Annotated in this window: 18 protein-coding genes; 11 read left to right on the forward strand and 7 right to left on the reverse strand. The window is 70.8% G+C overall.

The features are described 5' to 3' along the window. Positions 1 to 32: 32 nt before the first annotated feature. The 3 genes from FHS44_RS07070 (at position 33) to FHS44_RS07080 (ending at position 3,185) form a co-directional block, all read left to right on the forward strand. Positions 33 to 746 (forward strand): HAD family hydrolase, encoded by a 714-nt coding sequence (locus FHS44_RS07070; RefSeq protein WP_184713469.1) that lies wholly within the window; start codon positions 33 to 35, stop codon positions 744 to 746. 313 nt (positions 747 to 1,059) lie between these two features. After that, positions 1,060 to 1,992, forward strand: a complete 933-nt coding sequence (locus tag FHS44_RS07075) for a hypothetical protein (RefSeq protein WP_221460356.1) — start codon at positions 1,060 to 1,062, stop codon at positions 1,990 to 1,992. Then, complete coding sequence (locus tag FHS44_RS07080) at positions 1,989 to 3,185, forward strand: S8 family peptidase (RefSeq protein WP_221460357.1); 1,197 nt, start codon at positions 1,989 to 1,991, stop codon at positions 3,183 to 3,185. The genes FHS44_RS07075 and FHS44_RS07080 overlap by 4 nt, the downstream gene beginning before the upstream one ends. Here FHS44_RS07080 and FHS44_RS07085 read toward each other — a convergent pair. Next, positions 3,182 to 4,714, reverse strand: coding sequence for a penicillin-binding transpeptidase domain-containing protein (locus FHS44_RS07085; protein WP_184713036.1), 1,533 nt, complete (start codon positions 4,712 to 4,714; stop codon positions 3,182 to 3,184). The two genes, FHS44_RS07080 and FHS44_RS07085, sit on opposite strands and share 4 nt — an antisense overlap. Before the next feature lie 109 nt (positions 4,715 to 4,823). On the opposite strand from FHS44_RS07085, the gene FHS44_RS07090 reads away from it, so the two are divergent. From FHS44_RS07090 to FHS44_RS07100, 3 genes are all read left to right on the forward strand, one after another. After that, positions 4,824 to 5,744 carry a LysR family transcriptional regulator gene (locus FHS44_RS07090; RefSeq protein WP_184713037.1) on the forward strand — a complete coding sequence of 307 codons (921 nt, stop codon included), beginning with the start codon at positions 4,824 to 4,826 and terminating at the stop codon, positions 5,742 to 5,744. Then, on the forward strand, positions 5,741 to 6,592 hold the full coding sequence (locus FHS44_RS07095) for a serine hydrolase (RefSeq protein ID WP_184713038.1): 852 nt from the start codon (positions 5,741 to 5,743) through the stop codon (positions 6,590 to 6,592). Before FHS44_RS07090 ends, FHS44_RS07095 begins: the two co-directional genes overlap by 4 nt. Positions 6,593 to 6,679: 87 nt before the next feature. Then, the gene (locus FHS44_RS07100; protein ID WP_184713039.1) at positions 6,680 to 8,644 is read left to right on the forward strand and encodes an acetoacetate--CoA ligase; all 1,965 of its coding nucleotides are present in this window, start codon (positions 6,680 to 6,682) and stop codon (positions 8,642 to 8,644) included. Here the strand turns inward: FHS44_RS07100 and FHS44_RS07105 are convergent. Next, a complete protein-coding gene (locus FHS44_RS07105) occupies positions 8,619 to 9,275 on the reverse strand; it encodes a GNAT family N-acetyltransferase (RefSeq protein WP_184713040.1) in 657 nt (218 codons plus the stop codon). The genes FHS44_RS07100 and FHS44_RS07105 overlap by 26 nt on opposite strands. 204 nt (positions 9,276 to 9,479) lie before the next feature. Between FHS44_RS07105 and FHS44_RS07110 the strand changes: the two genes are divergently transcribed. Further along, entirely contained in the window at positions 9,480 to 10,151 is a 672-nt protein-coding gene (locus FHS44_RS07110) for a hypothetical protein (RefSeq protein WP_184713041.1), read from the forward strand. Here FHS44_RS07110 and FHS44_RS07115 read toward each other — a convergent pair. The 3 genes from FHS44_RS07115 to FHS44_RS07125 form a co-directional block, all read right to left on the reverse strand. Then, complete coding sequence (locus FHS44_RS07115; protein WP_184713042.1) at positions 10,123 to 10,752, reverse strand: response regulator; 630 nt, start codon at positions 10,750 to 10,752, stop codon at positions 10,123 to 10,125. The genes FHS44_RS07110 and FHS44_RS07115 overlap by 29 nt on opposite strands. After that, a complete protein-coding gene (locus FHS44_RS07120; RefSeq protein ID WP_184713043.1) occupies positions 10,730 to 12,763 on the reverse strand; it encodes a sensor histidine kinase in 2,034 nt (677 codons plus the stop codon). Before FHS44_RS07120 ends, FHS44_RS07115 begins: the two co-directional genes overlap by 23 nt. 61 nt (positions 12,764 to 12,824) lie before the next feature. Then, positions 12,825 to 14,228: an FAD-binding oxidoreductase gene (locus tag FHS44_RS07125; protein ID WP_221460358.1), complete on the reverse strand. Its 1,404-nt coding sequence runs from the start codon at positions 14,226 to 14,228 to the stop codon at positions 12,825 to 12,827. Positions 14,229 to 15,036: 808 nt separating this feature from the next. Here FHS44_RS07125 and FHS44_RS07130 point away from each other — a divergent pair. After that, entirely contained in the window at positions 15,037 to 19,914 is a 4,878-nt protein-coding gene (locus tag FHS44_RS07130; RefSeq protein WP_184713045.1) for an NAD-glutamate dehydrogenase, read from the forward strand. A 44-nt stretch (positions 19,915 to 19,958) separates the two neighbouring features. Here FHS44_RS07130 and FHS44_RS07135 read toward each other — a convergent pair whose 3' ends face one another. Then, positions 19,959 to 21,026 carry a DUF8094 domain-containing protein gene (locus FHS44_RS07135; RefSeq protein ID WP_184713046.1) on the reverse strand — a complete coding sequence of 356 codons (1,068 nt, stop codon included), beginning with the start codon at positions 21,024 to 21,026 and terminating at the stop codon, positions 19,959 to 19,961. Positions 21,027 to 21,121: 95 nt separating this feature from the next. On the opposite strand from FHS44_RS07135, the gene prfB reads away from it, so the two are divergent. Then, positions 21,122 to 22,240 (forward strand): peptide chain release factor 2, encoded by a 1,119-nt coding sequence (gene prfB / locus FHS44_RS07140; RefSeq protein ID WP_184713047.1) that lies wholly within the window; start codon positions 21,122 to 21,124, stop codon positions 22,238 to 22,240. A 34-nt stretch (positions 22,241 to 22,274) separates the two neighbouring features. On the opposite strand, the gene FHS44_RS07145 is transcribed toward prfB, so the two are convergent. After that, the gene (locus FHS44_RS07145; protein WP_184713048.1) at positions 22,275 to 22,466 is read right to left on the reverse strand and encodes a hypothetical protein; all 192 of its coding nucleotides are present in this window, start codon (positions 22,464 to 22,466) and stop codon (positions 22,275 to 22,277) included. A gap of 235 nt (positions 22,467 to 22,701) precedes the next feature. Here FHS44_RS07145 and ftsE point away from each other — a divergent pair, with 235 nt between their 5' ends. Next, positions 22,702 to 23,391, forward strand: coding sequence for a cell division ATP-binding protein FtsE (gene ftsE, locus FHS44_RS07150; protein ID WP_184713049.1), 690 nt, complete (start codon positions 22,702 to 22,704; stop codon positions 23,389 to 23,391). Positions 23,392 to 23,427: 36 nt separating this feature from the next. Beyond that, on the forward strand, positions 23,428 to 24,336 hold the full coding sequence (gene ftsX, locus FHS44_RS07155) for a permease-like cell division protein FtsX (protein WP_184713050.1): 909 nt from the start codon (positions 23,428 to 23,430) through the stop codon (positions 24,334 to 24,336). Positions 24,337 to 24,345 lie beyond the last annotated feature (9 nt).

The following is a 24,345-nucleotide window of genomic DNA, read 5'->3' on the forward strand; positions in this document are numbered from 1 at the left end:
GTGGGCGCCCACCCCCCACCCCGGAGGCCACGATTAGCCGTCTCGTTCTCTGGAGCGTCGATCTCACGCTGGTCGACGTGTCCATCCTCACCCGTGAGGCGTACGTCGACGCCTTCCGCCAGGTCACCGGACGGCCCCTGGTCAAGCTCACCCAGCACAACGGCCGCCCCGACTCCGAGATCATCTTCGAGACGCTGGCCCTCAACGGCATCGTCGCCGAGGACGCCCACCTGCCCAAGTTCCTCGACGCCCTGGCCGAGGCCTTCGCGACCCGGCGAGGGCGGCTGGCCAAGGAGGGGCGGATGATGCAGGGCGCGGCCGAGGCGCTCAAGGCCGTGGGCAAACTCGACGGCACGGTCCAGTCGGTGCTCACCGGCACCATCAGGAGCAACGCCGTACACAAACTGAAGGCCTTCAAACTGGACCGGCACGTCGACTTCGAGGTCGGCGGCTACGGCGAGGAGGTCTACCCCAAGGCGACCCTGCTCCAGGTCGCGCAGGGGAGGGCCAGGCAGAAGTACGGCGCGGCGTTCGACGGCGCCAACACGGTCCTGATCGGCGACTCTGCCAGGGACGTCCAGGCCGCCAAGATCGCCGGAGCCTCCATGGTCGCCGTGGCCACCGGCCGCTCCCTCCCGGCCGAACTCCGCGAAGCGGGCGCCGACGTCGTCCTCCCCGACCTGTCCAACCCCTCAGAGGTAGTGGCCGCCGTCGCCCACCTCACCACCCCGGTCCGCAGGACCTGACTTCGAGCGGTTCCGAAAAGCCAGCACGAGAAGATCGTCGAACTCATTCACCTCCAGCACCTCTGACTCCCGAAATCCTTGGAAGCCGCCGGGCGGGGTTGCCGAGTGTCCTTCGGTGGTGACTGATGCGGCGTATGGGGTTATTGGGACTAATGGTGTAAGTGGGAACTGTGTTGTTAGAACGCGCGTTCCCTCTCCTGGAATGCCGTATGCATGATCAGGAGCGACGATGACCTATCCCCCGCCCGCGAACCAGCCTCCCCCAGGGGGGCAGGGGTCGGGGCCGTATCCACCGCCGGGTGCGCCGTGGCCGGTGCACCCCCTTCAGGAGAACCCCTACGGGGCCTCCCAGCAGCGACAACCCCAGCAGCCGCAGGTGCCGCCGCCCCAGCAGGGATATCCGTACCAGGCACCCCAGATGTATCCGCCGCAGGGACAGCCGGGCGGGCCGTACCAGACGCCTCCTCAGATGACACCTCCGGGCCAGACGGGAGCCCCGGAGGCGCCACGACGAGGGGTGGGGCGGATCATCGCCGGGGTTCTCGTGACCGGGGTCGGGGTGGTGGCGGCGCTGGGGGGCGGCACGATCGTGGCCCGCGCTGTGGCCAACAGCAGGCAGGAGATCATCAGCAAGGACTACATGCGCGACCTGTGGCGTAACGTGCCCGTCGAGACGATCTTCCCCGCCTCCATCGGGGTGCGCGACCCCGATGCGAACGTCAGCGTGGAGCGCGGCTGGACCAGGGTCGCGATCTCGCAGGACACCTCCTGCAAGACGGCGCTCTCCGGTCAGTTCGCGGCGGCGGCGGCCAGGCACGGCTGTATCGCGGCGCTGCGGGCCACCTATCTCGACCCCGGTGGGGGGACCGCGGCCACGGCCGTCGTCGTGGCACTGCCCAACGAGAACGACCGCAGTGACCTCGTCGACGTGCTCACCCGGACCCAGGACGACGAGGGCAGGGCCGATCAGGCGGTGCACGCCCTCGGCGTCCCCGGCCTGCGCTGGAAGGACTCCGCCAGGGCGGGAAGCGGGGGAACCAGCGTCTTCGCCCCCTACGCCACGGCGTTCGTGGTGGTCACCTCGGGCCCGACCGACGGCCGGGTGGCCGGACACGTGCCCGAACCGTGGGGGAAGGGGCAGTTCAAGCAGCGGGAGGACCGCGAACCATGGGCGAGAACGGCGTACGGCCTCGCCCAGACGCTGTCCGAGCGCCTGAAGGCCGAAGCCGCGAAGGTGCGGCCATGATCCGCCGGACGCTGACCGCCGCCCTGCTCGGCACCGCTCTGCTCGTGGGTACGGCGACGCCCGCCCTGGCCGAGGCGCCGCACGGCTGGGAACTCCAGGTCATGAAGGTACGGCAGGCGCAGACCCTGGCCCAGGGCAGGGGGGTCACGGTCGCCGTGCTGGACACCGGGGTGATGGCGAACCATCCCGCCTTCAGGGGACGCGTGACCTCGGGCCCCGACCTCGTCGGTGGCGGCGCCAGACCCGGCCAGCCGTACTGGGGCGAGCACGGAACCGCGATGGCGTCGAGCGTCCTCAACGTCGCCCCGCAGGCGCGTGTGCTGTCCGTGCGGGTCATCTGGGACCACGAGGACCCCGCCCGCAAACGGGCGGAGCGGCTGGCGAAGAAGGGCAGGAAGGCCGCGGAGGAGGAGAGCCGCAAATGGGCGGGCGCGGTGGCCAAGGGCATCCGCTACGCGGTGGACCACGACGCCAAGGTCATCTCGATGTCCCTCGGCACCGACGAGTGGTCGTGGGTGGGCTACGAGGAGGACACCGCCGCGGCCGTCGACTACGCGTCGAGCAAGGGCGTCGTGGTGGTGGCCAGCTCGGGCAACGGCGGATCGACCGACGCCATGGACCTCGACGCCAACAACAGGGTGTCCTACCCGGCGGCCTTCCCCAGCGTGATCGGGGTCGCCGCGGCGGGTCCCAACGGCGCGCGGGCGGAGTTCTCCCAGGTGCACACCTACACCACGATCGCCGCGCCCGGCGTCGACATCTACGCCGCCCGCAACACGGGTGGCTACCGTTCGGGCAGCGGCACCTCGCCCGCGGCGGCGCTGGCCTCGGGCACGGTCGCCCTGATGCTGTCACGTAACCCCAAGCTGACCGTCGCGCAGATCCGCGAGATCCTGACCAGGACCGCGATGAAGCCGCCCGCGGGCTACACCCTGTATCTCGGCCACGGGATCGTCGACGCCGCCGCGGCGGTCCAGGCCGCCGGTTCGCCACCCCCGACGACGAAGACCGCCGCCTACACCGGCAAGAAGTATCTCGGCGGAGGCCCGGTCGGCTCGCCCGTCGACCACCCGCCCATCGACTCCGACTACCTCGTCATCGGCGGAGCGGGACTGGGCATCGGGCTGCTCTGCCTGGTCGGTGCCTTCTTCCTGTTCCGCAGACCCCGTCCCAAGCGGGCCGCCCGACACTAGCCGCGTGACAGGGCGGTCAGGAAGCGGGCGGCGATCGGGGCGGCGGCCTCGGCGCCGGTGCCGCCGCCCTCGACGATGACCGAGAAGGCCAGGTCCCCCCGGTAGCCGATGAACCAGGCGTGCGTCGGGGGTTCCTTGCCGGTGCCGTACTCGGCGGTTCCCGTCTTGCCCGCCGTACCGGACGGGAAGGGGACGCCCGCGGCGGTGCCCTCGCTCACCACCGCGGGCATCAGGGTGCGCAGGGCCCTGACCACCGCGGGCTCCAGCTTTCTCGGGGCGGCCTGGGGGAGCAGGTCGGCGGCGACCAGGCGGGGCGGGCGCCAGGAGCCGTCGGCGATGGCGGCGGCGACGGTGGCCATGTTCAGCGGGCTGGTCAGCACGCGGCCTTGGCCGATGGAGGCCGAGGCGAGGTCGGTGTCGTCCTTCGGGTCGGGAAACTGAGCCCGCACGGAGGGCACCCCGGGATCGACGGGGCCGCCGAACCCGAAGCTCCCCGCCACCTCGGCCAGTCGCCGCCCGCCGAGCCTGTCCACGCTCAGCCGTCCGAACGTGGTGTTGCACGAGTGCGCGAACGCCTCGCGCAGCGCGATCGTCCCGAACTCCTCGAACCCGGCGTTGTGGAAGGGGAAGCCCCCGATGTTCTCCTCCGCGGGACAGGAGACACGTTCGTCGGCGGTCATGCCACCGGCGACGAGCGCGGAGGCGGTGACCACCTTGAAGGTCGAGCCCGGCGGGTAGTGGCCGAGCAGCGCCCGGTTGAAGCCGCCCGGTTTGTTGGCCACGGCCAGGATCTCGCCGGTCGACGGTCTCAGCGCGACCAGGGAGGCGGGTTTCCTCACCGTCTCCAGCGCGTCGGCGGCGGCCCGGTGGACGCGCGGGTCGATCGTGGTCCGCAGCTCCGTGCCCGGTCTGGCGTCGGACGTGGCGAGGGTGGCGACCCGCTCGGATCCCCGTACCAGTTCGACCCGGGCGGAGGCGGTGCCGGTCAGGCGGGAGCCGTACCGTTCCTTGAGGCCCTCGACGAGCTGCTGCACCGAGCCGGGCGCGGAGGCGGTGTCGATCCTGGTGCCGTCGGCGGCCAGGATCGGCGCCTGCTCCGCCTTGACCCGCACGGTCCGAAGGCGTGTCCCGGCCTTCAGGCGGGGATGGATGGCCGCCGGGGTCCACCTCACCCGCCAGGCCCGGTCGTGCTCGACGAGCTGGAGGGCTCCGTCGTAGGCCCAGGTCACCGCTCCCCGCAGGGTGGCGCGGAAGCCGATCCGCGGTCCCTCGTCCTGGCCCCCAATGATCGCGAATCCGGCCGTCGAGAGCTTCAGGTCGGTCCTGAAGCGGCGGTACCACTCGTCGAAGTCGCCCGGCGGATCGACGGTGAGCTCCCGCATCGCCGCGTAGTCCTGCCTGTCCCAGGCGGCCAGGAACTCCTGTGCCGTCTCCCGCGCCGAACCCTGCGTGCGCAGCGCCCACGCGGTCCCGCTGATCGTGACGACCGGCACCAGCAGCGCGGCCGCGACCAGACCCTTGCGTCTCATGAGTCGTCCCCCTCGTTGTCGCGGTGAAGAGAAGACCAGAGGCGTGCCGTTTATGTCCAATATTGATATGCCGCCATGATCCATATAAAAGTGGATATAGTCACTGGTCATGGACCTTGTCCGGCATCTGCGGTACTTCACCGTGGTCGCCGAAGAACTGCACTTCGGCAACGCCGCGATCCGGCTCGGCATGGCGCAGCCGCCGCTCAGCCAGCGCATCCGGCGCCTTGAGGAGGAACTCGGCGTCCGGCTGTTCGACAGGTCGAGCCGTCAGGTACGGCTGACCGCCGCGGGACGGCTGCTGCTCGCCGAGGCCCACGAGATCGTCGCCAGGATCGACCGGCTGCGCGACCTGGTCGGACGTGCCGAGGACGCGGTGCTGCGCGTCGGCGTCCCGCCCGACCTGGGCTCCGCGGTGATCGCGGCGCTGATCGCGGGGTTCCGCGACCGCGATCCGGAGGTACGGCTCACGCCCGCCGAGATGTGGAGCGCCGACCAGGTCGTCGCGCTCCTCGACGGGACCCTGGACGTCGGGCTGGTCCGCCATCCGATCACCGCGCCGGGGCTCAGCTTCGGCCCGGTGCTCGTCCAGCGCGCCGGGGTGGTGCTGGCCGAGGACGACCCGCTCGCCGCACTGTCGTCGGTCCACCTGGCCGACCTGGCCGGACGCAGGCTCGTGCTCTTCCCCAGGGAACCCGGCCTGCACGAGGAGACGCTCGCGGAGTGCCGCCGTCACGGGTTCGTCCCCGAGGAGGTGCACGAGGCGCAGACCCTCGGGCTGGTGCTCGCCGGGACGGCCGTGGCCTTCGGGCCCGAGGTCGCGCTGCCGGGACTGCGCTGGCGGCCGCTGCTGGGGAGTCCCCTGGCCTGGCGGCTCTCCACCGCCTGGCGAGGACAGGCCGGGGCGGCTGCCGTAGCCTTCGGGGCGGTGGCCCTGCGAGTGCTGAAGGAGAGCGCCGGGATGACGGACGACGGGACGGCCCCCGCTCGGCGGCTGCGGAGCAGGCCCTCCTCGGGGTTCCTGGCATGACCGACCTGGAGGGGCTGTTCCGCACGGCCGGGGTGACCGGGTTCCTGCACGCGGTCGACGTGGACACCGGGGCGGAGGTCGCCCACCGGGCGGACGATCCCGTGGTCACGGCCTCGGTGTTCAAGGTGGCGCTGCTTGTCGAGTTCTTCCGGCAGGCGGACGGCGGGCTGCTCGACCCCGCCGAGCGTGTCACCGTCAGGGCGGACCGCCACACGGCCGGATCGACCGGGGTCTCGGTGATGGCCGACGACGTGACGATGTCCCTGCGCGACCTGGCCTACCTGATGGTCGCGGTGAGCGACAACACCGCGGCCGACACCCTGATCGACCGGGTCGGCCTGCCGGAGGTCAACGCCATGCTCGCCTCCTTCCGCCTGGACGGGACGTGGGTCGAGCACAACTGCCACGACCTGTTCTCCAGCATCGTCGAGGACACCGGCCAGGCCGAGATGTCCACCGACCCCGCGCTGATCGCCGGACTCAGGGCGCTTGACCCGGCGCGCACCAACCGGAGCACCCCGCGTGACATGACCAGACTGCTCGGCATGATCTGGCGCGACGAGGCCGCCTCCGCCGCCTCGTGCGCCGCGATGCGCGGGCTGTTCGGCCTCCAGGTCTGGCCGCACCGGCTCGCCGCCGGGTTCCCCTACGACGACGTCGCCGTCAGCGGCAAGACCGGCACCCTGCCGACGATCCGCAACGAGGTCGGCGTCGTCGAGTACCCCGACGGGGGGCGTTACGCCGTCGCGGTCTTCACCCGTTCGTACGGCACGGCCCAGAACCAGCCCCGTGCCGACGCGGTGATCGGCACCGCCGCCAGGGCGGCCGTCGAGCACCTGCGCGGTTGAGGGCACGTGGCCGGGCCACATCGAGAGGCGGGGGAGTGTGTGTCCACGGGGGATGACATTCCCGTTGGCCGTCGGGAGGATGGGGACATGGTTGAGGAAGGTACGCTCCTGTGGGAACCCACCCCCCAGACCGTGCGGGACGCCAAGGTCACCCGTTACGCGGAGTGGCTCGGCAGGTCCGGCGACTACCAGGATCTGTGGCGGTGGTCGGTCGACTCACCGGCCGAGTTCTGGGCGTCGCTGTGGGACTACTTCGACGTCGTCGGGGAGCGGGGCGCGGGGCCGGTCCTGTCGGGGACGATGCCCGGGGCCGAGTGGTTCGCCGGATCGACGCTGAACTACGCCGCCAACGCGCTGCGCGGGGCGGCGACCGACCCGGGACGGCCCGCGGTGGTCTTCCGCGACGAGTCGGGGCTGCGCCGTACGCTCACGCTGGGCGAGCTGGCCGGGGAGGTCGCGCGGGTCCGCGCGGGGCTGGTCGCGCTGGGCGTGGGACGCGGGGACCGGGTCGCCGCCTACGCGCCGAACGTGCCCGAGACGCTGGTCGCCTTCCTCGCCACGGCCTCCCTGGGGGCCGTGTGGTCCTCGTGCTCCCCGGACTTCGGCGCGTCGAGCGTGATCGACCGCTTCACCCAGATCGAGCCGAAGGTGCTGGTCGCGATCGACGGCTACGCCTACAACGGCAGGTGGTTCGACCGCTCCCAGGTCGTCGAGGACATCGCGGCCAAACTGCCGACCCTGACCGCCCGGGTGCGGATGCCCCTGTACGGCGCGCCGCCCCAGGAGGCCGGGAAGACCCAGCGCAGTGGGCACCGTACGGTCGAATGGGACAGGTTGCGGGCCGTCGAGGGGCCGCTTGAGTTCGAGCCGGTGCCCTTCGCCCATCCGCTGTGGATCGTCTACTCCTCAGGTACCACGGGACTGCCCAAGCCGATCGTGCACGGGCACGGCGGCGTGGTGCTCGAACACCTCAAGGCGCTCTCCTTCCACCAGGACCTGGGGGAGGGCGACGTCTTCTTCTGGTACACCACGACCGGCTGGATGATGTGGAACTACCTCGTCGGCGGCCTGCTGGTCGGTTCGGCCATCGTGCTCTACGACGGCTCTGCCACCCACCCGGGGACGGACGCGCTGTGGCGGCTCGCCGCCGAGGAGGGCGTCACCTACTTCGGCACGGGCGCGCCGTACATCGTCGCCTCCATGAAGACGAACCTGCGCCCGGAGGGGCTCGGGGCGCTGCGCGGGGTCGGCTCGACCGGCTCGCCGCTGCCCCCGGAGGGTTTCGCCTGGGTGCACGACACGATGCCGGAGGTCCAGCTCGGTTCGTTCTCCGGGGGCACCGACGTGTGCACCGGCTTCGTCGGGGCGGTTCCGCTGCTGCCGGTGCGGGCCGGGGTCATCCCGTGCCGGTGCCTGGGGGCCAGGGTCGAGTCCTTCGACCCGTCCGGCGAGCCGGTGATCGGTGAGGTGGGGGAGCTGGTGCTGACCGCGCCGATGCCCTCGATGCCCGTCATGTTCTGGAACGACCCCGAGGGGACGAGATACCGGGAGAGCTACTTCACCGACTATCCCGGGGTGTGGCGGCACGGCGACTGGATCAAGATCCTCCCCGACGGCGGATGCGTGATCTACGGCCGGTCCGACTCCACGCTCAACCGGGGTGGCGTGCGGATGGGGACCAGCGAGTTCTACCGGGTGGTCGAGCGCTTCGGGGAGATCGCCGACAGCCTCGTGATCGACACCGGGCAGCTCGGCCAGGAGGGACGGCTGCTGCTCTACGTCACCATGGCCGAGGGGGCGCCGCTGTCCGACGCGCTGATCATGCGGCTGCGCAGGGCGATCAAGGAGGAACTGTCACCCCGGCACGTGCCCAACGAGATCGTCGAGGTGCCCGGCATCCCCCGCACGCTCAGCGGCAAGAAGCTTGAGGTCCCGATCCGCAAGATCCTCCTCGGCGTCCCCCCGGAGAAGGCGGCCAACCTCGACGCCATGGCCAACCCGGAGGTCCTGTCCCACTTCGTCCCGATCACCGATCCGGAGGCGCAGGGGTAGGGGTCGCGCCGAACAGCGGCAGGCAGGGTTCGAGACCGTGGATCTCGAACCCCGGCCTGGCGACCCAGTCCTCGCGGGCCAGCCGCAGCCGCAGGGTCGTCACGGGCTCGCCCCGCCTGCTGTGGAACTGGATGCCGTCGTCGCGGTAGCCGAGCTTGCGGGAGACCGCAACGGAGGCGTGGTTGTCGGCGAAGGCGGCGGAGGCGGCATATCGGGCGCCGAGCCCCTCGAAGGCCAGGTGCAGTACGGCGGTGCGCATCTCGGTGCCGATCCCCCTGCCGTGGAAGCGCCTGCCCAGCCAGGAGCCGCTGGTGACCTCGCGGATGACGGCGAACTCGGTGGCCGCGATCGCCTGGGTGCCGACGACCTCCCCCTCGAAGATCACGGCGAACGCGCAGACCCACTCCTCCGGGGTCCAGGTGCCCCACTGGGTGAAGTGGTACTGGACGGTCCTGAGGACCCGCTCCTGCGGCTCGGCCTCGCTCCAGGGCACGATGAACGGCATGACGTCCGGGTCGTGGACCCCCTCCGCGGCGCGGTCGGCGAGCCGGTCGAGGTCGTCGAGGGAGGGCATGCGGAGTTCGAGGCGCGGAGTGGTCACCCGCAGCCCGGTGAGCGGCCAGTTACGCATCCCCCGATGCTGTCGGCTCCGCCGTACACGGGTCCAGTCGTTTTCCGGGCACGGAGTCCTTCCCGGGCGATCGGACCGGCGCCACAGTTCGGGGTGGTACGGCCCGGCATCCTTTCCAGGTCGCGGGGTGGCCTGGGATTTCTCCCGGCAACCCGGGACAGACACCCCATACGCCCCGGGACGCCGCCCGGATTCGATGTGCAAATGCTGAAAAATCCGGACTCGTTTCGGCGGATCGTCGCCGGGATCGCCCTCCTCGCCTGGCCCGTCCTCGAATTCCTCGCATTCCTGACCTCGCCCCCCTCCGCCACCCACGCCCCCGCCGTCTTCCGCGCGCACCCCGACCTCGTCCAGGTCAGCGGACTGCTGTTCCTCTGGGCGACGCTCAGCCTCATCCCGGTCGTCCTCGCCCTGGCCCACCTGCTCCGCCGTGGCGCCCCGGTGGCCGGGAACGTCGGCGCCGCGCTCGGACTGCTCGGCACCGGGCACGCGCTCACGCTCTTCACCACCGACTTCTACGACCTGGCCCTGGCCCAGACCCTGCCGGACGCGCAGGCCGAGCTGGTCACGGCCCGCACGGGCGAGCTGTGGGGTTTCCTGTACGGCATGCTGCTGCCGGGCTTCCTGTCCCACGTCGGGCTGTTCGTCCTGTTCGTCGGCCTGCTCAGGGCCGGGATCGTCCCCTGGTGGGTGCCGGTCGCGGCGCTCGCCGGGACGCTCACGCCGTTCCTGACCCAGGACCGGGCGCCCGCCGTACAGGCACTCGGCGCGCTGTTCCACCTGGCCGCCTACGGGTGGATCGCGCTGCGCGTGCTGCGGGCCTCGGACGGCGCGTGGCGCGCGGGTCTCACAGCCCCGCCTGCCTCGCCCGCGTGATCGCCTCGCTCCGATCGTTCACCCTGAGCTTGGTGAAGACGGCGGAGACGTGGTTGCGCACGGTCTTGTGGCTCAGCCCGAGCCTGGCCGCGATCTGCGGGTTCGTCAGGCGCTCGGCCATCAGGGCGAGGACCTCCCGCTCCCGCCGGGTCAGCGCGGGCAGCGCGGGCTCCGCGCTTTCCCGCCCGGCGAAGTAGCCGACCAGCCTGGCCGCGATGGCGGGGCCGAAGATGGCCTCGCCGTCGGCGGCGGCCTGCACCGCCCTGACCAGTTCCGCCCTGCGCGCCCCTTTGAGCACGTAACCGCGCGCCCCGGCCCGCATGGCGGCGAACACCGAGTCGTCGTCGTCCGACATGCTGAGCACGACCACCCGGATGTGCGGGTGGTCGCGGACGAGCTTCCCGGTCGCCGCGACCCCGCCCATACCGGGCATCGTCAGGTCCATCAGCACCACGTCCGGCTGCAGCCGCCCGACCACGGCCAGCGCCTGCTCCCCGCTGGACACCTCGTCGGCGACCTCGATCCCCTCCGCGGTCGCCAGCAGCGTGCGCAGCCCGGCGCGGAACCCGGCGTGGTCGTCAACGAGCAGGACACGGATCATCGCGATCCCCTCCCTCACGCGCGGGAAGCGTGACCCTGACCAGGGTCCCGCCCTCGGGACGGTCCTTGGCCGCGAACGTGCCGCCGAGTTCGAGCGCCCGCTCCCGCATCGACGCCAGCCCGAGCCCGGCTCTCTCGTCGGGTACGGCCCGCAGCCCGTCGCCGTCGTCGGCAACCTCAAGGGTGAGCGTGCCTCCGGACACCTCGACCCGCAGCCGCGCGCCGCTCGCCCCCGCGTGCCTGCGCGCGTTGGCCAGCGCCTCCGCCGCGATGCGGTAGGCCGCCACCTCCGTCGCCGCGGGCAGCGGCCCGAGCCTTTCGGGGGTCAGCACGGTGACCCGCAGCCCGGGCGGCTGCCGTACGGCGTGGGCACGCAGGGCGCCGAGCAGGCCGAGGGTGTCGAGCGCGGGCGGGCGCAGGCCGTCGACCAGGGTCCGCACGTCGGCGACCGCGGCCTCGGCGTCGGCGACGATCTCGGCGAGCAACCCCCGCGCGGGCACGTCCCCGACCAGGTCGCACGCGGCCTCGGCCCGCATGGTCAGCGCGGCCAGCGTGGGCCCGAGCCCGTCGTGCAGGTCGCGCCTGAGACGGCGGCGCTCCTCCTCCCTGGCCATCACGAGCCTCTCCCGCGAGCGCCGCAGGTCGGCGGTCAGGCGGGCGGCGTGCGCCGCGATGGCGACCTGCCTGGCCAGGTCGGTCAGCACCCGCAGGTCACGACGGCCGAAGCCGCTCTCTCCCGACCTGGGCGACAGGACGAGGTCACCGGCCCGCTCACCGTTGTGGGTCAGCGGCAGCCGTACCGGAACACCCGTGGGGGAGCCGAAGGCGTGTCGCGTGCCCGCGGAGGTCTCCACCGCCGCGTACGGCAGCCGCAGCGCCTCGGCGACCGCGCGGGCGACCCCGGGCAGCACGCCGTCCGGCTCCCCGCTGTTCTCCAGGCGCCTGCCAAGGCGGGTGAGCGCCGCGTAGGGGTCGTCCCGCTCGCCGTACATCAGCAGGTTCACCCAGCCCTGGAGCCGTCTGCGCAGCGGCGCGAAGGCGAACGCGACGAGCCCGGCGGCCAGCACGGACACCGGTAGGTCCCCGCTGGGGAAGACCGCGCCCAGGTAGCCCGCGATGGCCACGTACCCGACGCTCACGCAGCCGGACAGCAGCGCGTAGACCAGGGTCCTGTTGGTCACCAGGTCGATGTCGAAGAGCCGGTGGCGCAGGATCGCGACGCAGACGGCGGCCGGGAGCAGCGCCGTGGTCGCCGAGCCGAGCTCCCAGAAGGTGTCGGTAACGGGCCAGATGCGCCCGGGGACCGCGTCGGTCAGCCCGGCGGCCAGGCGGGCGGCGACGACCACCATCTCGATCCCGACCGCGTAGGTGAGCCACATGATCTGGCGGCGTTCGACGCCGGAGCTGCGCAGCGCCCTGCGGACCAGGTCGGCGCCGCCGACGACGAACACCACCGCCATGAGAGCCGTCATCGCGGTCTCCGCGACGGGCGCCAGGTCGGCGAGCGCCGAGACCCCGAGCGGGTTGACCACCCCGGTGTCCGTGCCGACCTGGTCGTTCTCGCCCGGCCTGAGCGCGCTGAGGATCATGACCGGTACGGCGGCGGCGAGCGTCAGGCGGACCAGGCGCCGCAGCCCGGGGGAGGACAGCGTCCCACCGGGGAAGATCATCGGGATCAGGGTGATCGACAGGTTCGCCGGGACCCACAGCCACGTCTGCGGCCAGGCGGCGGCCTGGGCGAGCGGCAGCCCGTTGACCAGGCCGAGGATGGCGTACTGGCCGCAGGCCTCCATCAGCGCGAAGCACAGGCCGCCCAGCGCCAGCGCCCTGCCGACCGGGTGCTCGGGACGCCGCGAGCCGATCAGGCCGCCCGCGAGCGCGCAGGCGGCCACGAAGAGCAGGTGACCGAGGCCGAGCGGCCCGACCCCGTTGCGCGTGGCTAGTACGGCGGCCGCCACGACCAGCAGCGACGTCAGGGCGCAGCAGGACCACGCGAGGCGCGCCGTCGTCATTGGCACACCGTACCGGTGCTTTGTCCTGGATTGGGAGGGTCGGTGTCCCGGGACACCCAGGTCAGAACCCCTGGGGCAGCCGGAAGAGACGGCCGGGGTCGTAGGCGGCCTTGACCCGGGCGAGCCTGGTGGCGTTGGCGCCGTAGTAGGCCGCGCGCCAGCCGGTCAGCCCGGGATCGACGTAGTTGACGTAGGCGTGGTCGCCGTAGTGGGGACGCATCGCGGCGCGGGCGTTCGCGGTCCAGGAGGCCGCGCCCGCGCGGTGGGCGTAGTACTGGACGCTGTAGAGCGCCGCCCGGTGCGGGAAGGCCGTCGCGTCCGGCCGCACCCGGGCCACGGCCCCGCCGAGGGCGTCCAGCAGCACGGTGTGGCTGCCGGGCTTGGCGACCTGGGCCACCAGGGTCTTCGCCCCCGCCTCGGACAGCGGGGCGTAGGCCATGTGCGACCTGCCGCTGAAGGAGTCACGCGGCAGTTTGCCGTCGCGGGTCTGGCCGGGCAGGGAGCCGGGCCTGTGGCACTGGGAGACCGTCAGCGTCGAGCAGCCTCCCATGATCATCATCGCGTGACCGTAGGACGTCTGCCTGACGAAGGAGGACGAGGTCGGGCCGATCGCGTCACCCAGCCGGTCGAGCAGCCGCTCGCACTCGGCCCTGCCGCCCAGGTGGAGGCCGCCGATCTGCACGTCCATCCCGCCGTCGCTGCTCAGGTGCATCGTGGACCACAGCTCGTCGGGTACGGCCCGCGACCACGACTGCCAGGCCTTGAGCGCCTTGGCGGCCCTGGCCCACGGCCAGTGCAGGAAGAAGACCGTGACCTCGCGGGTCGGATGGGTCCTGAAGCCGAAGGAGACCGCCACCCCGAGGTTGCCGCCGCCCCCGCCCCGGCTCGCCCAGTAGAGGTCGGGCTCGTGGTTGGCGTCGCTCGTCACCAGCCGCCCGTCGGCCGTGACGAGCTGGACGGACTCCATGACGTCGCACGTCAGGCCGTACTTCCTGGACACCACGCCGATCCCGCCGCCGAGCGTCAGGCCGCTGACCCCGACCGTGGGGCAGGTCCCCGCCGGGATGCTCACCCCGTGCTTGGCGAGGCTGTCGTAGACGTCGACCAGCTTGGCGCCCGCCCCGACGCTCGCCCGTCCCGCGGAGTAGGAGACCTTGCTCATCCGGGAGACGTCCAGGACCAGGCCGGTGCCGGTGGACCAGCCCGCGTAGGAGTGCCCACCGGACCGTACGGCCAGCGGCACCCCCACCTTCCTTGCGAAGGTCACGCACTCGGCCACGTCTGAGGGGTTGGCGCAGTAGGCGACGCCCGCGGGCCGTACCGCGTCGAAGGCGGTGTTGAACAGGCGGCGGGCGGCGTCGTAGGAAGCGTCGCCGGGCCGTACGAGAGTGCCGTCGAGCCCCCGGCCGAGAGCCGTCCACTCCGCGGCGGCGGGGGAGGCTGCCCCGATGCTGAGCGCGGCCATACCGCCAAGCCTAAGGAACGTCCGCCTGTCCGGAGCGCGCTGCATGCTGGTTCTCCCCGTTGGGTTCCGAGTCGTCTGCCCGATGAGACGGCCGCGTCCCCGGTCTGGTTGGTTACATTCACATCACGGTGCGACCGGTGAGGCTTTTGTCGGCATGGGAGGCATGGGAGGCGAGGGCGGTGTCGGCGTGGCGAGGGGGCCGAGGGGCGGGGGAGCATAATCTTGGGCTGGAAGGCTGAGACGGGGACGCGGTACGGCCGTCCGTGGGAGACTGATGACCCATCGGATACGGCTGGTCCGGGTTCGTGTGGCCGGCGAGGTGGCGGAGACCCCGGGCCTCGCGGGAGCCCCTGATCCCCCGAAGATCGGGAAGCCCTCGGCCCACCCGGGCTGGAGCGCTCCAATTCGCCGGATGTTGGCCGTACGTCACATTGACGTTTCACGGCTTTTCGGGTGGTATCAGAGCGGCGGTGTGCTCGGGTCAACGGGGACCGGGGCAGGTGGCCGCTGGAGGTGTTGTGCCACGGGCCATGCCCGATGGACGGGGATCCGGAGAGGTGGGCGATGGGCGGTCACGTCCCGTCGCGCACGGCCGGGGACCGGCACGCCGTGAGCCCGCTCCATGGCGGGCCGACCACGCGGTGGTCGAGTGACGGATCCACATAAGACCGGGCAGAGGCGACATGACGGGGCGTCTCTCCCGGTAAGCGGCATGTGCCGCATTACTTCTCCCCGCTCGGGAACTACGACATTGATCGCAGATCCCTCATCTAATACGAAAAATCCCTCACAAAGGAGTGAGAGCGACATGCCGCTCGACGAGGCGAAGGACGAGCTGCTGAGGAGTGCCGCCGAGACCTGCGCGCACACACCCGGCGGCGACCACGGGAGTGACGAGGAGGCACTCGAGTTCCTCAGGCTCTACTACCGGCATGTCGCGCCAGAAGACCTGCTGGACCGCAACCCGGTCGACGTGTACGGCCCGGCCACGGCCCAGCGTCAGCTCGCCGACAAGCGCCCCCAGGGCCGGGCCCTGGTGCGCGCCTACACCCCCAGCCTTGAGGAGCACGGCTGGGACCCCGGCCGCTCGGTCGTCGAGGTGGTGACCGACGACATGCCCTTCCTGGTCGACTCCGTCACCATGGAGCTCGACCGGCACGGCATCACCACCCACCTGGTCGTCCACCCCCAGATGCGGGTGCGCAGGGACGTGACCGGCAAGCTGCTCGGCGGGGACCGCGACCAGGACGCCGGACAGGAGATCACCGAGTCCTGGATGCACTTCGAGATCGACCGGCAGTCCGACCCGGCCGTGCTCAAGCAGCTTGAGGCCGACCTGCAGCGGGTCCTCCAGGACGTCCGCTACGCCGTCGAGGACTTCACCAAGATGCGGGCGCTGGCCCTGCAGACCGCCGAGGACGTCTCGGTCAACCCGCCCCCGCTCGACCTCGCGGGCGTCGAGGACAGCCTGGAGCTGATGCGCTGGCTGGCCGACGGCCACTTCACCTTCCTCGGCTACCGCGAGTACCGCCTTGAGGCGGACGAGCAGGGCGACACCCTGCGCCAGGTCCCCGGCACCGGCCTGGGCATCCTGCGCCACGACAAGGCGGGCTCGGAGAGCTTCGCCGCGCTCCCGCCCGAGCTGCGCGCCAAGGCCCGTGAGAAGCAGCAGATGCTGATCATCACCAAGGCCAACACCAGGGCGACCGTGTACCGTTCCGCCTACCTCGACTACGTCGGCGTCAAGCTCTTCGACGGCACCGGGGAGGTCGTCGGCGAACGCCGCTTCCTCGGCCTGTTCACCCACGTGGCCTACAGCGAGTCGATCTCGCGCATCCCGGTGCTGCGCCGCAAGCTGGCCGAGGTCCTCGACCTGGCCGGGCTCGCCGCCGACAGCCACGACGGCAAGGACCTCATCGAGATCCTGGAGACCTTCCCCAGGGACGAGCTGTTCCAGACCTCGGTCGAGCAGCTGCTGCCGATCGCGCTCGGCGTGCTCAGGCTGCGCGAGCGCAAGCAGGTCAAGGTCTTCCTGCGGCCCGACGACTACGGCCGCTACATCTCCTTCCTGATCTACCTCCCGCGTGACCGTTACACCACCCAGATCCGCATCAAGATGCAGGACATCCTGCTCAGGGCGGTCGGCGGCACCTCCTGCGACTACAGCGCCATGATCGGCGAGTCCGCCCTCGCCCGGCTGCACGTGGTCGTGCGCGGCGAGCGCGGCAGGCCGCTGAACACGCGCGACCTCGACGTCGAGGAGCTTGAGGGCAGGCTGGCCGCCGCCACCCGCTCCTGGGACGACGACCTGGCCACCGCGATCACCGAGCTGAGCACCGAGGAGGAGGCGCCCCACCTCGTCCGGCGCTACTCCACGGCCTTCCCCGAGGGCTACAAGGCCGACTTCCCGCCCCGCCCGGCCGTCGCCGACCTGCGCCGCCTCGAAGCGCTCGCCGACTCGCCCGACGAGATCGGGATGAACCTCTACGAGCCCTACGACGCCCCCGAGGGGGAGCGCCGCTTCAAGCTCTACCGGATCGGCGCGCCCATCTCCCTGTCGCACGTGCTGCCGCTGCTGCAGCGCCTCGGCGTCGAGGTGGTCGACGAGCGCCCCTACGAGATCGACCGTGACCGTGACCCGGCGACCAAGGACGCCTGGATCTACGACTTCGGCCTGCGCTACGACCTGTCGCCCGAGGTGGACAGGGACGAGTTCAAGCGGCTCTTCCAGGACGCCTTCGACGCGCTGTGGCGGGGCAGGGTCGAGAGCGACGGCTTCAACGCCCTGGTCCTGGCGTCCGGGCTGAACTGGGAGCAGGCCGAGATCCTGCGGGTCTACGCCAAGTACCTGCGCCAGGCGGGCACCACCTTCAGCCAGGACTACATCGAGCGGGTGCTGCTGGGCAACGTACGGCTCGCCCGCCTGCTGGTGCGCCTGTTCGAGGCCAGGCTCGACCCCAGGCGCGACGCCGAGGTCCGCACCGACCTGACCGAGGCGCTGAACGAGGAGATCCTCGGCGCCCTCGACGACGTGGCCTCCCTGGACGAGGACCGCATCCTGCGGGCCTATCTGGAGATGATCAACGCCACGCTGCGGACGAACTACTTCCAGACGGTCGACGGGGTGCGCAAGCCGTACGTCAGCCTGAAGCTCGACTCGCCGTCGATCAGCGTGCTGCCGCTGCCGAGGCCGAAGTTCGAGATCTTCGTCTACTCGCCGCGGGTCGAGGGCGTGCACCTGCGCTTCGGCAAGGTCGCGCGCGGCGGCCTGCGCTGGTCGGACCGCAGGGAGGACTTCCGCACCGAGGTCCTGGGCCTGGTGAAGGCGCAGATGGTGAAGAACACCGTCATCGTCCCCACCGGCTCCAAGGGCGGCTTCGTGGTGAAGAACCCCCCGAGGTCGGGCACGCGTGAGGACCTGCTCGCCGAGGGCGTGGCCTGCTACCGGATGTTCATCTCCGGCCTGCTGGACGTCACCGACAACCTCGTGGACGGCGAGGTCGCCCCGCCCGCCGACGTGGTCAGGCACGACGGGGACGACACCTACCTCGTGGTCGCCGCCGACAAGGGCACCGCGACCTTCTCCGACATCGCCAACGCGGTGGCCAAGGAGTACGGCTTCTGGCTCGGGGACGCCTTCGCCTCCGGTGGCTCGATCGGCTACGACCACAAGGCCATGGGCATCACCGCCCGCGGCGCCTGGGAGTCGGTCAAGTACCACTTCCGCACCACCGGCGTCGACATCCAGACCACCGACTTCACGGTGGCCGGGATCGGCGACATGTCCGGCGACGTCTTCGGCAACGGCATGCTGCTGTCCCAGCACATCAGGCTGGTCGCGGCCTTCGACCACCGGCACATCTTCATCGACCCCGACCCCGACGCCGCGCGGAGCTACGCAGAACGGGCCAGGCTCTTCGCGCTGCCGCGCAGCTCCTGGGCCGACTACGACCCCTCCCTCATCGGGCAGGGCGGCGGCGTGTGGTCGCGCACGGCCAAGTCGATCCCGCTCTCCCCGCAGGCGCGCGCCGCGCTCGGCATCGCCGACGGGGTGACCTCGCTGGCGCCGAACGACCTGATCAGCGCCATCCTGCGGGCCCCCGTCGACCTGCTGTGGAACGGCGGCATCGGCACCTACGTCAAGGCGACGAGCGAGTCCCACACCGAGGTCGGCGACAAGGCCAACGACGGCCTGCGGGTCAACGGCGCCGAACTGCGCTGCAAGGTGGTCGGCGAGGGCGGCAATCTGGGCTTCACCCAGCTCGCCAGGATCGAGTTCGCCCGCGAGGGCGGCCTCGTCAACACCGACTTCATCGACAACTCCGCCGGGGTGGACACCTCCGACCACGAGGTGAACATCAAGATCCTGCTGGACCGCGCCGTCCGCGACGGCGAGCTGACCGACAAGCAGCGCAACGAACTCTTCCTCGACATGACCGACGAGGTCGGCGAGCTGGTCCTGCGGGACAACTACAACCAGAACGTGGTGCTCGCCGCCGCCCGCGCCCAGGCGTCGGACATGCTGCACATCCACGCGCGGCAGCTGCGCAGGCTCGAACGGGCCGGGCTGGTCAACCGGGAGCTGGAGTTCCTGCCTTCGGACAAGGCCCTGGCCGAGCGGCGCCAGGCCGGGCTCGGGCTGACCGCGCCGGAGTTCTCGGTGCTGCTCGCCTACACCAAGCTGGTCACCGACGCCGAGATCCTCGCCTCCGACCTGCCCGACGACCCCTACCTCGCGTCCTGGCTGGTGTCCTACTTCCCCTCGGCGCTGCGCGGGCGCATGCGCGACCACATGGACACCCACCCGCTGCGCAGGGAGATCATCACGACCGGCGTGGTGAACGACCTGGTCAACTCGGGCGGCACCACCTTCATGTTCCGCCTCGGCGAGGAGAGCGGCGCCTCGGCGCCGGACATCGCCCGCGCCTACCTGGTCACCCGCGAGGTCTTCGACCTGCCCAGCTTCTGGCGCCAGGTCGAGGAGCTGGACAACAAGGTGGACACCTCCACCCAGATCGCCATGCTCCTGGAGTCCCGCAAGCTGACCGAGCGCGGCACCCGCTGGCTGCTCGGCAACCGGCGGGCGCCGCTCGACCTGGCCTCGACGGTGACCTTCTTCGCCAAGGGCATGAACGGCCTGCTGCCCCACCTGCCCAAGCTGCTCACCGGCTCCGACCTGGCGGGCTTCGAGGAGCGCCGCGACTCCTTCGTCGCCAGGGGAGTGCCCGCCGAGCTGGCCGAGCGGGTCGCCTCCATGGTCCCGGCCTACTCGACCTTCGACCTGGTCGAGGTGGCCGCCCAGGCGAGCCGCCCGGTCAACGAGGTCGCCGAGGTCTACTTCGACCTGGCCGACCGGCTCCAGCTGTCCAGGCTGCGCGAGCGCGTGATCGCGCTGCCGCGTGACAGCCGCTGGAACTCCATGGCGCGGGCCGCCCTCCGCGACGACCTCTACGCCGCGCACGCCTCGCTCACCCGTGACGTCCTGGCCCACAGCACGCCGGGACTGACCCCCGAGGAGCGCCTGGCACGCTGGACGGAGGCCAACTCGGCCGCCGTCGCCAGGGCGCGGCAGACGCTGTCGGAGATCTGGGAGAGCGACAACTTCGACCTCGCGACGCTGTCGGTCGCGCTGCGCGCCATCCGCACGCTGGTCGCCTCGACGAGCCTGCCGCTCGGCGAGGCCTGAGAGACACCTCGCACGTCCTGTACGGCCTGGCCGTACAGGACGTGTCAGTTGGCGGAGACCTTGGTGACCCCGCCCAGGTAGCCGATCACCCGGGCGGGACCCCTGCCGGTCTTGGCGGGGACCGTGCTCACGTACTGCTGCGTCTCGACCGTGCGCAGCTCCTTGCGCGCCCCGGTCGCCGAGGCCAGCCGCTCGGCGTTCGGCGGCACCCTGATGTCGGCGCACGGCTCGATCTTGGCCGTCACGGTCGTGGTCCTGATCAGCGAGTACATGACCATGGCGCCCCCGTCCGCGGTGCGCAGCGCGTGGACCGGGTAGTTGCTCGCGCCGAAGATCGAGTCGTAGCCGAGACAGTCGCCCTTGTACTTCGGCCGCTTGCCCGCGATCTCCTCGGCGTAGCCCGTGGTGTGCGGTCCCTTCTCGATCAGGCCAGCCGCGAAGCCCGCGCTGCCCTCCTCGGCGGAGGTCGCGTGCAGCGGCGCCATGAGCCGGGGGCTGATCGCGGTGGTCGGGTCGTCGTCGTCCAGCTCGGTCGCGTAGCCCCCCGCGTCCTTGGCGATCTCGGGGACCCGTTCCTCCGGGTCGAGCAGGGAGGTCGAGCTGAGATACCACTCGTGCTCGCCGTACTTGGTCATGACGAGAACGGCCGAGCGTTTCTCACCCTTGCTGTCCTCGCGCTCGACGACCGCGGCGAACCAGAAGGGGTCCCACTGGACCCTGGGCACCAGCAGCTCGGGCTTGCCCCAGGTGTAGTGCGGCAGCGGCCCCGGCGTGCTGTTGAAGGCGGCCATGGTGAGCGCCTCCTGCGAGTCACGGGTCTGCGCGAGGAGGTTTCTACGGTCGGCCTCCAGGTGTGGCGTCGCGCTCTCCAGCACCGCCTGCGCGCCGAGCGCGCCCGACAGCGCCCTCTCCGCCTCGGTCAGCGTCACGGGAGGCTCCTGCAACACGGCCGGGGCCGGGCTCGCCGTGAGTCCGGCCGCGCGTGTCCCCTGCTCCGGCGTGCCGCCGCCCCGGTCGGAGCAGGCCGTCACCGTGGCCGCCGCCACGGCCACCAGGACCGTCGTCAGGGTCATGGCGGGCACGAGCAGCCCTCGTCGCGCACGTCCCCGCACGTCGCCTCCTCACGGTCCCTCCGGCGCCCATGCTAGCCATGGCGCGGGCCCGGCCGTACACAACGGGGTGCGCCGGTCGCGTACCCTTTACAGACGTGGCACTCATCGATCCGGTAGAAGAGATCAACGAGCTCATCGGCACGCTGAAGAACATCCAGGACGTGCTCGACCTCGGCGCGATACGCAAGCAGATCGAGGAGCTCGAGGAGCAGGCCGCGGCGCCCGACCTGTGGAACGACCAGGAACGGGCCCAGAAGGTCACCAGCAAGCTCTCCTACCTGCAGGGTGAGGTCAACAGGATCGAGTCGCTGGCCCAGCGCCTCGACGACCTGTCCGTCCTGTACGAGCTGGCCGCCGACGAGGAGGACGACGACACCCGCGAGGAGGCCGACCGCGAGCTGGCCTCCCTCAGGAGCGACGTCGGTGCCCTTGAGGTGCGCACCCTGCTGTCGGGCGAGTACGACGCCCGTGAGGCGGTCGTCACGATCAACTCCCAGGCGGGTGGCGTGGACGCGGCCGACTGGGCCCAGATGCTCCTGCGGATGTACATCCGCTGGGCCGAGCGCAAGGGCTACCCGACGGAGGTCTACGAGACCTCCTACGCCGAGGAGGCGGGCATCAAGTCGGCCACCTTCACGGTCAAGGCCCCCTACGCGTACGGCACGCTGCGCGGCGAGCACGGCACCCACCGCCTGGTGCGGATCAGCCCGTTCGACAACCAGGGCCGCCGCCAGACCTCCTTCGCCGGGGTCGACGTGGTTCCGGTGGTCGAGACGACCGACCACATCGACATCAACGAGGACGACCTGCGGGTCGATGTCTACCGCTCCTCCGGTCCCGGTGGCCAGGGCGTCAACACCACCGACTCGGCGGTCCGCCTGACCCACCTGCCGACCGGCATCGTGGTCTCCTGCCAGAACGAGCGCTCCCAGCTGCAGAACAAGGCGACCGCGATGGCGGTCCTGCAGTCCAAGCTGCTTGAGCGCAAGCGGCAGGAGGAGGTCGCGGCGCTCAACGAGATCAGGGGCGAGACGACCACCTCGTGGGGCACGCAGATCCGTAACTACGTGCTGCACCCGTACCAGATCGTCAAGGACCTGCGGACGGGCACGGAGGCGGGCAACCCGAGCGCGGTGCTCGACGGTGACCTCGACGAGTTCATCGAGGCGGAGATCCGCTGGACCCGCCGCCAGGAGTCCGGCGCCGAGGGATAGGAACCCCCGTGACGGCCCGCTGGTCAGCGGGCCGTCAGAGTCCGGCCAGGTGCCTCAGGGCCACGGTGAGGAAGAACAGCGCGAGCAGCAGCAGCGCGATCATGGTGGGGGTCAGCCCGCCGAAGCCGTGCTGGTGCATGCGGTCGCGATACGCGCGGCACTGGGGACAGCGGCCCTCCGCGACGGGATGGGCGCACCGGGCGCAGACGAGGTCTTCACAGCTCATGAGAGCCTCCGTCTCCTAGGTCAGAACTACTTTATGTGGTCGTTACCGGGCGCCGAATCGTTTTGTTTCCGTTATGGACGTTCCATGCCAGTCTTCCCCCTAGACTGGGCTCCGGCCAACCGGAACGTCGATCGATAGTAAAGACCGGCGCCCCCCGGCCGGCGAGAGGCGGAAGTGAACCTCTGCCACCACCGCGACTGTCCTAACCCCTAGACTGGCATGCCGTGATGCGCCCGTGATCCATTTTGATAATGTCACCAAGGTCTACGCGAACCAGAAGCGGCCCGCGTTGGACCACGTCAGCGTCGATGTCGACAAGGGCGAGTTCGTGTTCCTCGTCGGCCCCTCGGGGTCCGGGAAGTCGACCTTCCTCCGCCTGGTCCTGAAGGAGGAGCGCCCCGACTCGGGGGCGATCCACGTGGCCGGCAAGGACCTCGCCCGACTGTCGAACTTCAAGATCCCCCACCTGCGCCGCCGTATCGGCTGCGTCTTCCAGGACTTCCGGCTGCTGCCGAACAAGAACGTCTACGAGAATGTCGCGTTCGCCCTGGAGGTCATCGGCAAGCCACGCCGGTTCATCCGCAAGGTCGTGCCCGAGGTCGTCGAGCTGGTCGGCCTTGAGGGCAAGGCGCACCGGATGCCCGACGAGCTCTCCGGTGGTGAGCAGCAGCGGGTCGCGATGGCCCGTGCCTTCGTCAACCGCCCGATGATCCTGCTGGCCGACGAGCCGACGGGAAACATCGACCCCGCGACGAGCATCGGCATCATGAAGGTGCTCGACCGGATCAACAGGACCGGTACGACCGTCGTCATGGCGACGCACGACGCCGCCATCGTCGACTCCATGCGCAAGCGCGTAGTGGAACTGGAGGACGGCAAGATCGTCCGTGACCAGTCGCGTGGCGTGTACGGCCAGGCGTACTGACCCAGGACCTCAAGGAAGCGAAGCGACAGGAAGAGCATGCGGGCAAACTTCATCTTCTCCGAGGTCTGGATCGGCCTCCGCCGTAACCTCACGATGACGATCGCCGTCATCGTGACCGTGGCGATCGGCATGGCGTTGCTGGGCGTCGGCCTGATGATCAACTCCCAGATCTCCACCATGAGGGACTTCTGGGTGGGCAAGGTCGAGATCTCCGTCTTCCTGTGCAAGAAGAACGACGCCTTCCCGCAGTGCAAGGGCAGCGGGGGCGTCAACCCTCAGGAGCAGGCCGCCCTCAAGGCGCAGATCGAGTCCATGCCCCAGGTCGAGCGGGTGGAGTTCGAGAACGCGGCCAAGGCCTACGCCAACTTCCGCGAGCAGTACAAAGACAACAACGTGTTGCTTTCGGTGCTGCAGGTGTCTGACATGCCCGAGTCGTTCAGGGTGAAGCTCAAGAACCCCGGCGACTACCCGGCCGTCATCGAGTCCCTCAAGGGGGCCAGCGGCGTCTCCTACGTGGTCAACCAGCAGGAGATCCTGGACAAGTTCTTCGGGCTGCTGGAGAGGTTGCGCTGGGCGGCGCTGGTCGTGGCCATCGTCCTGGTGTTCGCGGCCACCCTGCTGATCGGCAACACGGTTCGCCTGTCCGCGTACAACCGCAGACGTGAGACGGGCATCATGCGGCTCGTCGGCGCCTCGAACCTGTACATCCAGCTCCCCTTCGTCATGGAAGGGGTCATCGCGGGCCTGATAGGCGGTGTGGTCGCCGCGGTGATGCTGATCGTCAGCAAGGTCTTCCTCTTCGACGGCGTGCAGCTCTACCTGGCCAACACCAGCCCGCTCACGTGGGAGACCGTCGCCTCGACGATCAGCCTCACGATGGTCATCGGCGTGCTCATCTGTGTGCTCGCCTCGTTCGTCACGCTCCGCCGCTACCTGCGGGTGTGAGCCCCGGGG

Origin of the sequence: Streptosporangium saharense, from assembly GCF_014203715.1 — a bacterium.
Lineage (GTDB): Bacteria > Actinomycetota > Actinomycetes > Streptosporangiales > Streptosporangiaceae > Streptosporangium > Streptosporangium saharense.

What these genes read in the sequence shown, in the direction of transcription:
- FHS44_RS07115 (WP_184713042.1), bottom strand. Translation starts at nt 10,752, where the DNA reads ATGATCCGTGTCCTGCTCGTTGACGACCACGCCGGGTTCCGCGCCGGG.
- FHS44_RS07100 (WP_184713039.1), top strand. Translation starts at nt 6,680, where the DNA reads ATGGTTGAGGAAGGTACGCTCCTGTGGGAACCCACCCCCCAGACCGTG.
- FHS44_RS07145 (WP_184713048.1), bottom strand. Translation starts at nt 22,466, where the DNA reads ATGAGCTGTGAAGACCTCGTCTGCGCCCGGTGCGCCCATCCCGTCGCG.
- FHS44_RS07125 (WP_221460358.1), bottom strand. Translation starts at nt 14,228, where the DNA reads ATGGCCGCGCTCAGCATCGGGGCAGCCTCCCCCGCCGCCGCGGAGTGG.
- FHS44_RS07105 (WP_184713040.1), bottom strand. Translation starts at nt 9,275, where the DNA reads ATGCGTAACTGGCCGCTCACCGGGCTGCGGGTGACCACTCCGCGCCTC.
- FHS44_RS07110 (WP_184713041.1), top strand. Translation starts at nt 9,480, where the DNA reads ATGCTGAAAAATCCGGACTCGTTTCGGCGGATCGTCGCCGGGATCGCC.
- FHS44_RS07130 (WP_184713045.1), top strand. Translation starts at nt 15,037, where the DNA reads ATGCCGCTCGACGAGGCGAAGGACGAGCTGCTGAGGAGTGCCGCCGAG.
- FHS44_RS07095 (WP_184713038.1), top strand. Translation starts at nt 5,741, where the DNA reads ATGACCGACCTGGAGGGGCTGTTCCGCACGGCCGGGGTGACCGGGTTC.
- FHS44_RS07090 (WP_184713037.1), top strand. Translation starts at nt 4,824, where the DNA reads ATGGACCTTGTCCGGCATCTGCGGTACTTCACCGTGGTCGCCGAAGAA.
- FHS44_RS07120 (WP_184713043.1), bottom strand. Translation starts at nt 12,763, where the DNA reads ATGACGACGGCGCGCCTCGCGTGGTCCTGCTGCGCCCTGACGTCGCTG.
- FHS44_RS07085 (WP_184713036.1), bottom strand. Translation starts at nt 4,714, where the DNA reads ATGAGACGCAAGGGTCTGGTCGCGGCCGCGCTGCTGGTGCCGGTCGTC.
- ftsX (WP_184713050.1), top strand. Translation starts at nt 23,428, where the DNA reads ATGCGGGCAAACTTCATCTTCTCCGAGGTCTGGATCGGCCTCCGCCGT.
- FHS44_RS07080 (WP_221460357.1), top strand. Translation starts at nt 1,989, where the DNA reads ATGATCCGCCGGACGCTGACCGCCGCCCTGCTCGGCACCGCTCTGCTC.